General features: G+C 67.3%; 9 protein-coding genes. 6 read left to right on the forward strand and 3 right to left on the reverse strand.

Annotated features, from left to right (window positions below; translation table 11 throughout):
* Window positions 1-198: 198 nt before the first annotated feature.
* Genes HWX32_RS01250 through HWX32_RS01260 form a run of 3 tightly spaced genes read left to right on the forward strand, consistent with a single transcriptional unit; the run spans window position 199 to window position 5,357 of the window.
* Window positions 199-645, forward strand: coding sequence for a Rib/alpha-like domain-containing protein (locus HWX32_RS01250; RefSeq protein ID WP_175934416.1), 447 nt, complete (start codon window positions 199-201; stop codon window positions 643-645).
* Window positions 614-2,953, forward strand: a complete 2,340-nt coding sequence (locus HWX32_RS01255; protein WP_175934417.1) for a Rib/alpha-like domain-containing protein — start codon at window positions 614-616, stop codon at window positions 2,951-2,953. The genes HWX32_RS01250 and HWX32_RS01255 overlap by 32 nt, the downstream gene beginning before the upstream one ends.
* A gap of 4 nt (window positions 2,954-2,957) precedes the next feature.
* Window positions 2,958-5,357: a hypothetical protein gene (locus tag HWX32_RS01260; protein ID WP_175934418.1), complete on the forward strand. Its 2,400-nt coding sequence runs from the start codon at window positions 2,958-2,960 to the stop codon at window positions 5,355-5,357.
* Here HWX32_RS01260 and HWX32_RS01265 read toward each other — a convergent pair.
* The 3 genes from HWX32_RS01265 to HWX32_RS01275 are packed head-to-tail and all read right to left on the reverse strand — an operon-like array spanning window position 5,354 to window position 10,427.
* On the reverse strand, window positions 5,354-7,867 hold the full coding sequence (locus HWX32_RS01265; RefSeq protein WP_254868206.1) for a serine/threonine protein kinase: 2,514 nt from the start codon (window positions 7,865-7,867) through the stop codon (window positions 5,354-5,356). The genes HWX32_RS01260 and HWX32_RS01265 overlap by 4 nt on opposite strands.
* Window positions 7,864-8,952 carry a glutamate ABC transporter substrate-binding protein gene (locus HWX32_RS01270; protein ID WP_254868207.1) on the reverse strand — a complete coding sequence of 363 codons (1,089 nt, stop codon included), beginning with the start codon at window positions 8,950-8,952 and terminating at the stop codon, window positions 7,864-7,866. The genes HWX32_RS01265 and HWX32_RS01270 overlap by 4 nt, the downstream gene beginning before the upstream one ends.
* Entirely contained in the window at window positions 8,949-10,427 is a 1,479-nt protein-coding gene (locus HWX32_RS01275) for a hypothetical protein (protein WP_254868208.1), read from the reverse strand. The genes HWX32_RS01270 and HWX32_RS01275 overlap by 4 nt, the downstream gene beginning before the upstream one ends.
* 36 nt (window positions 10,428-10,463) lie before the next feature.
* On the opposite strand from HWX32_RS01275, the gene HWX32_RS01280 reads away from it, so the two are divergent.
* The 3 genes from HWX32_RS01280 to HWX32_RS01290 are packed head-to-tail and all read left to right on the forward strand — an operon-like array spanning window position 10,464 to window position 12,682.
* Window positions 10,464-10,970: an NUDIX domain-containing protein gene (locus HWX32_RS01280; RefSeq protein ID WP_175934419.1), complete on the forward strand. Its 507-nt coding sequence runs from the start codon at window positions 10,464-10,466 to the stop codon at window positions 10,968-10,970.
* A complete protein-coding gene (locus HWX32_RS01285) occupies window positions 10,963-11,958 on the forward strand; it encodes an ABC transporter ATP-binding protein (protein WP_175934420.1) in 996 nt (331 codons plus the stop codon). The genes HWX32_RS01280 and HWX32_RS01285 overlap by 8 nt, the downstream gene beginning before the upstream one ends.
* On the forward strand, window positions 11,951-12,682 hold the full coding sequence (locus HWX32_RS01290) for an ABC transporter permease (RefSeq protein WP_175934421.1): 732 nt from the start codon (window positions 11,951-11,953) through the stop codon (window positions 12,680-12,682). The genes HWX32_RS01285 and HWX32_RS01290 overlap by 8 nt, the downstream gene beginning before the upstream one ends.
* The last annotated feature ends 63 nt before the right edge of the window (window positions 12,683-12,745 follow it).

The following is a 12,745-nucleotide window of genomic DNA, read 5'->3' on the forward strand; positions in this document are numbered from 1 at the left end:
GGCGCTCCCCGGCGACTACCCGGCGCCCGCCTGAGTTCCGGCCCACCTGCCCTTCCGCCCCGCTGCACCGCACTGGTGGCGGAGGGGCTTTGCCGTGCCAACCCGGTCACACAACCGCATCGGTGCGTTGTGTCGCCGCAGGGAAACCGATAGATTGGTGAAGGCTATACATTCCAACTTTTTACGCAGGGGAGCAGCATGTCCCAATCACGGAAGGCACCGGCGGCGCCGGCGGCACCAGCACAGCGTCGTCGCCGGGGGAGCGCGCTCGCGGCTGGCGCGCTCGGCGTGAGCCTGCTGCTCTCTGGCACCCAGGCCGTGCCCCCTGTGGCGACGGCCCAGGAGGAGGCCGACAAGCCCCGTTCCGAAGCCGAACAAACTGAGTTCAGCTACCGGGACGCCACGGTCCGCCCGGGTGGTGAGGCCCGGATGGTGCCGCGCGGTAGCGGCATCGGGCCAAACGAGTACCGCGCCAGCGTAAACATGACCGTCCAACCTGGTTGGAGCGTGACGGTCAACGGCCAGACCGGTGTGGTCACCGCAAGCGTGGTGAACGATAAGGCTGAAGGCTTCACCCCGAAGCAGGAGATCGCGGTGTTCGCCACCTTCGGCGATGGTTCCACCAAGACTTTACGGCCACTGTGACCTACCAGCCGGACGACACGACGCCCGAACCCACGGACCCCACCCCGGATCCAGACCCACCCCGGATCCGGACCCCGATCCGGATCCAGACCCAGACCCCGATCCGGACCCGATCCCCGACGACTTCGAGTGGCCCACCATCACGGTTCGCGCTGGCGAGCAGGTCGTGGCCAACCCCACCCGCGCGAACGAGGGCCCGGATGCCCCGGGTGTGGTGCCTAACGGTGCGATGCCGGATTGGGTGAGCATCGACCGCCTGGGCCAGGTGCACGCGAACCCGCTGCGCGAGACGAAGCCGGGCACCTACACCTTCGAGGTGGTCACGTACGCGGGTGAGGAAGACACGATCACCATCGTGGTCACCGAGCCTGTGAAGGCGGGCGAGGCGATCGTGCCGGAGTACCGCCTGGCGTACGTGCGCGCGGGTGCTACGGGTACGGGCCAGGTGCCGGTGTCCACCATCACGCGCAATGGGCTGCAGTACGCCGGTCAGCCGATCCCGAAGGGCACCACATTCGCTACGGATGTGGAGGGGGCTGAGGTGGGGCCGGATGGCGTCGTCAAGCTCAATGCTCCCCTCGACGCGCAGCCGGGCTCGAAGCTCGAGGTGCCGGTGCGCATGACGTTCCCGGACGGCTCCACGGGCGACGCGACGGCCGAGTTCGAGGTGATCAGCGGGTTCTACAACGAGCTGTACCAGCCGGCGTACGAGCAGGGCCGCGCGGTGGAGCAGGGACGCACGGCGACGGTGCGCCAGCTCACCGACGGGCTGCCCGCGCACACCGAGTTCACACTCGCGGAGACGCAGCGCAACATCGACAACATGCTGCAACGCGACTGGGACTTCATCGTGGACATCAACACCGGTGCCCTGCGCGCGACGGCCCCGGCGGATGCGGAAGGCCCGGTGACGGTGGACATCTTCGTCACCTACTCCGACGGCACGTTCGAGACAATTACCGCGACCGTCGGCGTGCTCACGGGCTTTACCGAGTCGCAGGAAGTGCCGCAGTTCAACTACAGCCAGCCGTTTGTCAACGAGGACGGCAACCTGATCATCAAACCCAACGCGGAGCTGCCCGCGGGCACCACGTTCGCCCCTGTCGGGCACACAGCATTGCCAGTGCTTATCGACGAAGCCACAGGCGAAATCACCGTATCCATCCCGAAGAACGCACCCGCTGGCGCCGCGTTCGACGTCGGTGTTGTGATGACGTTCCCGGACGGGTCCGTCCGCGAAATCTCGGCACCCGTGGTCACGCAGTCGCAGGCCTCGAAGTGCGCGGTGTCCTGGCCGCCGGTGAACGTGCCCGAGGGCGGAAACCCCGTCACGGTGCGGCCTACATCCGTCTCCGAAGGCGCGCGCTACGCGCTGTCCGCGCAGTTCAACGCGCCGGGCTGGGAGGGCTCCATCGACCCGGTCACCGGCGCGCTCACCGTCGCGCGCCCAGGTGGTGCGAGCGCGACCACGTCGGCGACGGTGCCGGTGGTGGTGTCCTACCCGGACGGCTCCGAGCGCCTCGTGCCGGTGCGCGCGTTCGCGGTGCGCGGCCTCGCCGCCACGAGCGAAGTCGCGTACCCGGAGACAGTGGTGAAAAACGGCCAGACGCTGCACGTGACACCGCAGCCCGGCAACACGGCGGCACCCGTGCGCTACTCGCTGCGCCGACCGCTCGAGGGCGTAAACACGAGCATTAACGAGCGCACCGGCGAACTCACCGTCGCCGCCCTTCCGAACACGTTCCCAGGTATGCGCCGCCTCGAGGTGGAGGCCGCGTTCGCCGACGGCACCACCCGCGTGATCGGCGTGGCGCTCGACGTGCGCACCCTTTCCGGCGCCACCACCCTCGCCGAAGAAGCGGGGCTGACCGGTTTCACGCTGCTGGCCAACCGCTCATCCGAGGTGGGCTACGTGATCACCCGCCCGGTCGGCTCGAAGGCCCGCCCGTTCACCCTCGGCGAGTTCGACGCGCCGGGCTGGGACGTGCAGCTTAGCGACGACGGCGCCCTCACCGTCAGCATCCCCTCCGACGCCGAAGGCCAGACCGTGGTCATCCCTGTGGACGTGGCGTTCGAGGACAACTCCGTCGGCCACATGCCGGTGACCGTGAAAGTCTCACCCGCGCCGGAGCAGGGGAAGGTGAATGGGGGCAGTTCGGGGAGCAGTGGATCGTCGATAAGCAATGTGCCCCAAGAGGCGATCATCGCCGCCATTGTGGTCGGCGTGCTAGCGCTCATCGGCGGCATCAACGTGTTCATTTACAACTACCAAGAGTATTTCCAAAACTTCCTCGTGTGGTGGACATAACGCTATGAAGACACGCAACGCACTCATCGCCGGCGCGACCGCCCTCGCCCTCGCCGCGGGCGGCACCACCGTGCCCGCGCACGCCGAAATCACCGCCCGCGGCTTCTCCGTCGACGTGACCACAGGCGACCCCTTCGGCTTCGCCACCGCCGAAGTAAACAAGGGCCGCGTGTCCTGGCTGATGTACAACAGCCGCACCTACGGCACCATGCCCACCGCCTTCTACCTCGACGCATTCACAAACGGCAACCGCATTGGCTTCGCCGGAGATGCGACTCAGGTGAGCACCTCCACCACAGGCGGCGTGGACACAGTGACAATGCGTCACACCGACCCCGCCCTCGGCGTAGAGCTCGTGCGCACGTTCACCGTCACGTCGAAGCAAATCGACATCGCGGTGCAGCTGCGCAACACCGGCACCGCAGCGAAAGACCTGAAGCTGGACCTAAGCACCGGCCTGCTGCTCTACGATTACGAGATCACCGCCGAGCGCCAAGGCTCCGGCTTCGACCTCAGCGTCGGCGGGCGCTACAAAATGCAGACGCGTTACGACGGCGCCGTGAAGTCCGGTACCGGTGGCACCCAACCGGCAGCCGTCGGTGGCGAACTGAAGGAAAACTCCCGCTTCCAATCCGCCACCTGGGAAAAAACCGTCGCCCCGGGCGAAGCACTCAGCGCGCGCGTGAGCGTGCTCGGCGACTCATCCACCGAGCTGGTCGACTCAGACGGCGACGGCTTCCCCGACGCCTGGGAACGCCACGGCTTCACCGACGAGCGCGGCAAAGAATTCCCGCTCCACCGCTGGGGCGCAGACCCCGAGAAGCCCGACCTGTTCCTGCAACTGAACTGGATGAAATCCGAGTGGGAAACCCTGAAGTGCTCGGAGAAACGCAAGTACGCACCCACCGAGGAAGACTTCGCACAGTTCCTCGAATGCGCCAACGCAAACGTGAACGTCTACCGCCCGTCGCGCGCCACCCTGCTCGACCTGGTGGAAATCTTCAACCGCCGCGGCATCAACCTGCACATCGACGCGGGCAGCTACTTCAACAACATCCCCGGCTACACCGAAACCCACGGCGGGCCCACCCTCAACTACGAGCCGTACTACTTCGAAGGCGTAGAACCCGGCGTGCGCCTCAGGCAGGATAAGGTGCGTCTGCTCGGCGACCGCCGGGCAATCTTCCGTGTGGGCATCATCGGCGATACCCAAGCCCCTGGTGTGATGTCCTCCGGCAACAGCCTGCTCTCCGACGGCGCGTTCTACGTAGCCAACAACTACCTCTTGACATCGCAGGAACAGCTGCGCAACACCATCCTGCACGAGTTCGGCCACAACTTAGGCCTCACCCACTCTGGCCCCGCCAACTCCACGACCAACCCGCCGTCGAACTACGTCCCGAACTACGAGTCGGTGATGAACTACCTCTACCAGTTCAGTCACGCCGATTACTCCGACCACGAATCCAAGTACGACCCCAAAAAGCCACTGCCGGAGGCCTGCCGCAACAACACCGTGTCCTGCTACAACGGCACGTACAACATTTCCCCGGACTGGACGAACCTGGACCTAATTAACGGCGAGATTGGCAAAACTGGTGGTGCCGTGGGCGTGGACGACCCCCCGAACACCTCCGGCCACAACCACCCGGACACTGACGAGCTGGTGGTCATGGCCGCCGAGGACAACAACGGCCAGGCCGGCTTCCGCGCGCTGAACCAGGACGTAACCCCGATCATGGCCAACCGCACGGACTCCAAGGTGAAGGTGGAAATCTCCAACCTGGGACTAGACATCCACGACTTCACCCTGAAGGTGAACTACCCGGGCGGCAGCTTCAAGGAGACGTACCCCATCGAGGGCGCGCTGAGCCGCAACTCAAAGCTCGCCATCGACGTGCCCATCCGCGAAACTGGAAACTACACCGACGCCACCATGCCGGTGCAGTTCCGCGTGTACAACCGCGACGGCAAGCTAGTAGCTAACGAGACGCTGAACTACTCGGTGCTCAACCTCACCGACGAGGAGGTCGAGGAGCTGCGCCGCGAGTTGAAGGAGAAGAACTCTTCGCTTATCGACGACTTCAACAACACCGTCGGCGCCACAGACCCCGCGAAGCCCACACCAACCAAGCCCACGCCGATGCCCACCACCGGCAACAACACCATCGCACCGCCCACCACGCGGCCCGCGGTGACCGGGCTGCCCGCAGCGACCACCTCTACGGTGAACCCACGGCCCACCCAACGCGACGACGCCGGCCAGGTGACGGTCACGGCGAAGCCTGGTGAACCGTCTGGGTCGTCGGCCAACGCCGGCATCATCGTCGGCGTGGTAGTCGCCCTGCTCGCGGTGCTGGGCATGGGTGCGGTGGCCGCGGACGCGATGGGTCTCCTGCGCTAGGGCCTCGGTCGGCTGGGCGCCCAGCCTGGCCTGGGTGACCTGGGCGGTCTGGGTGGCCCGGGCAATCTAGAACCAGGTGGCGGGCGGACCTTGTTCGCCATGTCCACCAGCGCGTAGCGGTGCTGGGGGTACGGCGCCACGCGGGCCTGCTCGCGCAGGGTGATGGCCAGGCCGCGGCGGAGGCCGCGCATGGTGAAGGGGTACTCGAAAAGAGGGGAGCGCGACGCGGGCTCTTCGTCCCGCAGGAAGTTCAGGCCAGCCTGGATGACGGCCACCTTGATCTGCATGTAGCGCGGCTCGGTGGAGGGGATCTTCTCCAGGCGGCGGGCGGCGCGGCGGATGCGGGCCTCGGTGACGGATCCGTCGGCAACCGGGGTGACCAGGCACAAAATGGCCGTCAGCTTCGCCATGCGGTCGTGGCGCGACGAGTTCGGCACGCGGTCGAGCGCCTCGATCGCCAGCTCCACCTGGCCTTCGCGCATCAGCTCGCGGGCGAGGCCGAAGGCGGAGGAGACGGTGGTGGGGTTGGTCAGCCACACCAGGGAGTACAGGCGGATCGCGTGGAAGCGCAGGACTTTTGGCGCGGCCGCAGCGGTGGACCACTCTCGGTCGGTGAGGCCGTCGTCCACCCAGCGGGTGAACACGTCGTCGGGAAGCTCGTGCAGTTGGCCAGCGAGTCCGGAGGCGGCGCGGGTGACGGTGGCGTCGAGAAGCACATGCTCATGCACCCCAAGTTGCTGCAACAGCAACTCGCTCACGGCGGCGATGGCGAGCTTCGGCGCCGCCTCGCCGGGCAGCACCATGAGCACTTCGGTGAACGAGGCTTGCGCGGATTTGAAGTCGCCGAGCAGCGTTTCCACCACGCCGGAGTACCACGAGTAGCGCCACGTCCCGCCAAGTTTGTCCGCTAAAGAGCGCAGCCAGGTGCGGGCTTGGTCGGTAAGCCCCAGGTCGAGCATGGTGCGCACCACCATGAACGGGATCTCGCGCGATTCTTCGTACTGCGGGCTGGCCATCGCTTGGCGCAGCGACTCCAGCGTTTCGCGCGGCTCGGCGTAGGAGGAGCCTTGGAGCATGGCGGCGCCGACGTCGTCGCGGTCAATGAGCGGCGTGGGCAGCGCGGCGACGACTTCCTGCGGGGTGATTTCTACGGTGCGGGAGATGCCGTCGATGAGCTGGTCGGTGCGAAACACCAGGTGTTTGGTGCCAAACGTGGTGCGCTGCGGCGAAAACAGCGAATGCTGCGCGGGGTAGGTGCGGCCGTCGCGCACCGCGATGACCTCGCGCAGCACGCCGAGCAGCTGGCTTTCCAGGGCGCGCACGGTGGGGAAGCGGCGCGCCGGGTCCTCGTGGCAGCAGCGCGCGATGAGGCGGTACAGGGAGGTGTAGCGGCGGAACAGCGGCTCGTCGGTGGGGGTGGGCAGCTCCAGGTCGTACACCCAGTCGGTTTGGGGGAGGTGCACCATTAACGACGCTAAAGTGCGCCCAACCGTATACACATCACTGGCCACACTCGGCCCTTCGCGGGCGACCTCCGGGGCTTGGAAGCCTTTCGTGCCGTAGATGAAGCCGTAGGCGCCGATGCCGGAAACCGCACCTAGGTCGATGAGTTTTACCTGGTCTTCGGTGACGATGATGTTGTCCGGCTTTAAGTCGTTGTACACCACCCCGCGTGAGTGCAGGTAGTCCAGCGCGGGCAGCACTTCGAGGATGTAGGCGATCGCCACGTCGGGCTCCAGCCTTCCGCCTTCCGCGGCGTTGCGCCGGGCTCTTAACGACGGCCCACCGACGTACTCCATCACCGTAAACCCACCGGGCACCCGGGGATCGTCGATGAAGTTGAAGATCTTCACAATGCCGGGGTGGGTGATGTCCGCGAGGAACTCGCGCTCCGCGGCCGCGGCGAGCGCTTCGTCCGGGTTCTTTTCGCTGTGCAGACCTTTGAGCACCACCACGCGCTCGGCCACGTAATGGTCTTGGGCGAGGTAGATCCAGCCCATGCCGCCGTGGGCGATAACCCCCATGATCTCGTACTGGCCGGCCACGATGTCGCCGCGCTGCAGCACCGGCGCCTTGATGCCCTTTTGGGTCACGGCCCGGGTCGGATCAATAAGCGCATCCTTCGGCTCGATGGGTTCGACCCAGGGCAGCTCCACCATGCCGTCGGCCACGGTGCGGCTGGCGCGCCGGGTGCCGCGCCGCTCGCGGAAGGTATCCAGGGCAATGCGGCGCGAGCGTTGCGACGTATCCTCCTTCGCCCCGCCCTTGCGCAGCTTATTCAGGTCTTTGAGTAGGCCCGCCATCTCGCCGAAGGAGCCGGAGTCGGCGAAGAGCTCGTCTGAATCCTCTCCGTCGTCGTCGGCGAACGGGTCGAACGCCACGGCCTCGGTGCTGGTGTCGTCTGCGTCGTCGGGGTCGTCGGCGAACGGATCGAAGGGCACCGCCTCGGTGCCCACCTCCTCCGGGTCCTGCGGGTCCTGCGGGGCCTGGTGCTCTTGCGGGTCGCTCACTGTTCCTCCTCCCGGTACATCAGCGGCGGCGGGGTGGAATCGGTGATCGCGCCCGCGAGCCACTCGGAGTACAAGCGGTACCAGGTGCCGTCGCTACGCACGCGCTCTAGCGTGGCGTTCACCTGCCGCACTAGGTCCTCCTGGCCCTTCGGCAGGCCAACGCCGTAGTACTGATTGGACAGTGTGCCGGGCAGGATCTGGGCGTATGGGTCCTGGGCGGCGATGCCGGCAAGGATGACGTCGTCGGCCATGATTGCGTCCGCCTGGAACTGCTGCGTGGCCATCAAACAGTCCGACCAGGTGCGGGTGCGCAGCACCTGCGAATCCGGCGCGAAGTGGCTGGCCATCTGCAGAAGGTTCGTGCCGTCCACGATGCACACGGTTCTGCCCGCGAGGCCTTCCACGGTCTCGATGCCGCGGTCCCTCGGCGCCAACACCCGCACGCGCGAGGTGAGGTACGGGGTGGAAAATTCGATCTCCTTCGCCCGCTCCGGCGTGATCGACATCGTGCGGATCACCACGTCCACCTCCCCGGACTGCAAAAGGCCGGAGCGCGCCGCCGAATCCACGAAGCGGAAGTCCACCCAGCCGGTCTCGCCCGGGCGGCCGTCGGGGTCCACGCCCTTAAAGATGTCGTTGGCAATCTCGTGCGCCAGGTCCACCTCGAAGCCGCGCAACTGCCCGCTTGCGGTGTCGCGGAACGACAGCAGGTTGAGCGACTGGTCGATGCCCACAATCAGGCGGCCGCGCTTCCGGATCGCATCAAGCGTGGGCGTCGGCTCATCCGCGTTCGGCGCGGCGACGCTCACCGGGCGCAGGGAACCCTCCCAGTCCAGCTCCTGGGGTTGCCACCCGTCAGCCGGGGTGTGGTGCGCCTCGTCCAGCTCCGCGCCGGGCGGCAACGGCATGTCGCGGCGCACGTTGGTGGCGGGGGCGACGGGGATGTCGTCGGCAGGACCGGGCTCGTCGGGCGGCGAAGGCTGCGGCGCGCACGCGGAAAGCGCAAGCCCGAGCGCCACCGCGAGGGTGACCATGAGGGTGATGGTGGGCAACCGGGAGGCGTCGATAAGCAATGTGCTCCTCACAGGTACTCCCCCAAACGGCGACGGATGCCCACCCAAATGCAGGCGACGGCGACGACGGAAAGCAACGCCACCGCCGCCGAGACCGCCCGGGTGGCGTCCAGCGAATCGTCGATGTAGGCGCGCGTGGCCTCGCGTGAGGCGGTGATCAGCTCGGAGAGGTCCTCGTCCAACTGGCGGTACGGCGAAGCGTCCTGCGGGCCGGCGTCGCGGGTGTCCAAAAGGCGCGCGGCCTGGTCGTAGGATCCCGAGTTCAAGGCGGTGGTCAGCTCCCGGTGCTCCGCCGCCCAGCCGTCGAGGTGCTCGCGGGCGCGCGCCACCTCCTCGTCCGCGCCGCCGTAGCTCTCCGCAGTCTGCAGGGCCGCGCGCACCCCGCCGTACATGTCGTCAAAGCCCTGCGCAGACTGCGCGACGCTCTGGCGGCGCAGCAACGCGAACGTCTCGTCGGTGCGGGTCTCCAACGCGTCGATGCGCGCCGCGGTGAGCTCCTCCCACGGCTGCGCCGCGCTGGCGTACTCCACGGAACCTGAGCGCCAGGACTGGTAGTTCGACACGCCCACCCACGCGATAGCCACCACTACCGCGAGCGTGGCGGCCAAAAACCCGCGGTTCAGCCTGCGGCGGAAGATGCGCCACAGCCACCACTGCGCCACCAGAAGCAGCACCAGCGCGGCAAGCAAGCCGGACAGCGGCACCCACTGCGGCTGGGAAAGCCGGCGCATCTCGTCGGCCACCACTTTGCGGGTCAGCTCGTTGATTTCCTCGGCCGCCACCAGCATCCGCTCGCGCATAATGCCGGACGCCTCCGACATGTACGCCACGCCCACCGGGTTGCCCATGCGCTGGTTCACCTTCGCGCGCTCGTTGAGCCCCGTGTACACGGGCAAGTCGCGCACCACTTCGGTGACCAGCTGCGCGATGCGTCTCGACGACGGCGTGTCCGCCTCCACCGCACCCGCGTGAATATCCGCGGCTGCCGTAACCGCCTGGTCGACGGACGCCACGTACACCGCCACGTCCTCGCGCGTCAATGGCCCGGCCTGCACGAACCCGCCCGCAGCCACGGTGTCGGCCTGCAGAAGCGACGTGGATAAAAGGTGCGCCGACGCGCTCATCGGTTCCGCGGCGTCCAGCACCGTCTCCAGCGCACGGTTGCGCTGCGACATGGACTGGCTCATGGAAAACCCGGCGGCGAGCAGCATGATGGTGAGCACCAGCATCATCGCCACGATTTGCCCAGGGGTAGTGGCCGCGAACGCCTTGCCGCGCCGACGCATCCGCGCTGGGCCCCTCAAGGGCCCGCGCACCACGCGCGTCAGGGCGCCGTCGCGCGGGGCGGCGGCCAGCTCGTCGAGCCAGGCGTCATCGCCCGCAGAGCCTCCAGCGCTGTCAGCGCCCGCAGAGTCAGCAGAGCCAGCAGCGCTCGCGGGGCCATCAGCCTCGGCCGCGGCAAGCGTCGATGTGGCGCGCGTCTCCATTCCGCAATAATAACTGTTCGCACCTACAGTGGGGGCATGCTTGGAGACGGAAACGGATGGGTCGTCGCCCCCAGCGGCATGAAGCTGTGGGGCAAGTACGGCGCGGCGGGACTGTTCCTCGTGGCGGATGGAGGTCAGGCAGGTGAGACAGGCCGAGAGACCGGCCAAGAGGGCGTCGAAAAGCAAGTGCTCCTGCAACACCGCGCGAAATGGACCGCGCAGGGCGGCACCTGGGGCATCCCGGGCGGGGCAATCGACAGCCACGAAACCGCCGCCGAAGCCGCCGTGCGCGAAACGGTGGAGGAGTGCGCCATCGACCCCGCGCAGGTGGAGGTGGTGGACACCATGGTCACCGCCGAATTTCCCGGGTGGAGCTACACCACCGTGCTTGCCCGCTGCGACGCCCCGCTTGAGGTGCAGGCGAACGAGGAATCCGAGGAACTTCGTTGGGTTGAGCTGTCACGCGTGCGTGAGTTCGATCTGCATCCGGGGTTCGCGGGTTCGCTCGAGCGGGTCATGGGGCATACTGTCACGCATGATTGAAGTACAGGGGCTGAGTAAACGCTACGGCCCGGTCCAAGCGGTCGAAGACCTCACGTTCACCGTCAAACCCGGCGTGGTCACGGGCTTCCTCGGGCCGAACGGCGCGGGCAAGTCCACAACAATGCGCATGATTTTGGGGCTTGATAAGCCCACGGCGGGAAGTGCGCTTATCGACGGCTCCGCCTACCGCGACCTTCCCAACCCCACACGCAAAGTCGGCGCGCTTCTCGACGCTCAAGGCATCCACCCCAACCGCTCCGCCCGCGCCACCCTGAAGTGGCAGGCCCAAGCCGCGGGCATCGAGGCCTCGCGGGTGGACGAGGTGCTCCGCCTCGTGGGCCTCACCGACGTGGCCGACAAGCGCGTCGGCGGCTTCTCGCTTGGCATGGGCCAGCGCCTCGGCATCGCGGGTGCGCTGCTCGGCGACCCGGAGTACCTCATCCTCGACGAGCCAGTCAACGGCCTCGACCCCGAAGGCATCCGCTGGGTCCGCGGCCTTCTGCAGCGCCTCGCTTCCGAAGGCCGCACCGTACTCGTGTCCTCCCACATGCTCGCGGAGATGGCGCAGACCGCGGACCGCCTGATCATCATCGGCCGCGGCCGCCTGGTCGCAGACACCACCGTGGCGGAATTCATCCGCGAAAACTCCGGGGTGACCACCATCGTGCGTGTTGCTGGGGAGGGGGAGGAGCGAGCGGGAGCCGTCGATAAGCTTGCCGATGCCCTCACCCGCGCCACCATCACCGCGAACCGCACCGTGGACGCCGAAGGGCGCGAAACCCTCGAAGTGCCGGACCGCACCAGCGACGAAATCGGCGCCATCGCGTTTACCGCCGGCGTACCGCTCGCCGAACTCTCCGAGCGCCACGCCTCCCTCGAGGACGCCTACATCCGCTCCACCGAAGGCCACGCCCAATACGCGTCGGCGCCTTCTGGTTCTTCTGTTTCTGCCCCTGCCCCTGCTGCCCCGGAGGCCCGCAATGCTTAACTTCATCCCCGCCGAGTGGACCAAGCTGCGCAGCACCGCCTCCTTCTGGTGGACAAGCGCCATCCTCATCGCCATCGGCGCCCTGTACGGCGCGCTGTTCGGCTGGACCTCGCGACTGTCCGGCATGCCCTACATCCCGCTCACCGTCATCGCGTCCGTCGCGCTCACCGCCGCAATCGTGGTGATCGTGCAGGCCTCCATGATGGTCACCACCGAGTACCGCTTCGGCGTACCCGAGACCAACTTCCGCGTCGCCCCCAAACGCTGGCAACTCGCGCTGGCGAAGGTGCTGCTTGGGGCGGTGCTCGCCTTCGTGACCACACTTCTCGCCCTGGTCGTCGCGTTCGTTCTCGGCGACCTCACCGCCCTCGTCCCCGCCGGCTGGACCTCCAACGGCGCCGCCCACCGCGCTCTGTGGGCCGTGCCGCTCGGAATGGTGGTGGTCACCGTGCTCATGCAGGGCGTCGGCTGGATCGCACGCAACACCGCAGGCAGCGTGGTCACCGGCATGGCGCTTCTGCTCATCGTGGAATCCATCGTGGGCATGATCCCGCGCATCGGCGCCGACGTGGCCAAGTACCTCCCCTTCGGCAACCTCATGGCATTCATGACGAACCAGCCCACCCAGCACTTCGGCGTGGGCGTCTCCCTGGCCATCGCGGCCGTGTGGGCGGTGGCCGTGTGGATCATCGGCGTGATTCTTCTGGAGACCCGCGACGCCTAGCCGGGCCGGTTCTGGCGGGCCGGGGCGGCTCGGGCGTGCCGCGGATGACACTCGGCGGGTGCC

This window comes from Corynebacterium sp. Marseille-P4321 (assembly GCF_903645305.1).
Classification (GTDB): domain Bacteria; phylum Actinomycetota; class Actinomycetes; order Mycobacteriales; family Mycobacteriaceae; genus Corynebacterium.

Coding starts and splice junctions, on each gene's coding strand:
- HWX32_RS01260 (WP_175934418.1), top strand. CDS start 2,958: ATGAAGACACGCAACGCACTCATCGCCGGCGCGACCGCCCTCGCCCTC.
- HWX32_RS01255 (WP_175934417.1), top strand. CDS start 614: ATGGTTCCACCAAGACTTTACGGCCACTGTGACCTACCAGCCGGACGA.
- HWX32_RS01250 (WP_175934416.1), top strand. CDS start 199: ATGTCCCAATCACGGAAGGCACCGGCGGCGCCGGCGGCACCAGCACAG.
- HWX32_RS01285 (WP_175934420.1), top strand. CDS start 10,963: ATGATTGAAGTACAGGGGCTGAGTAAACGCTACGGCCCGGTCCAAGCG.
- HWX32_RS01275 (WP_254868208.1), bottom strand. CDS start 10,427: ATGGAGACGCGCGCCACATCGACGCTTGCCGCGGCCGAGGCTGATGGC.
- HWX32_RS01290 (WP_175934421.1), top strand. CDS start 11,951: ATGCTTAACTTCATCCCCGCCGAGTGGACCAAGCTGCGCAGCACCGCC.
- HWX32_RS01280 (WP_175934419.1), top strand. CDS start 10,464: ATGCTTGGAGACGGAAACGGATGGGTCGTCGCCCCCAGCGGCATGAAG.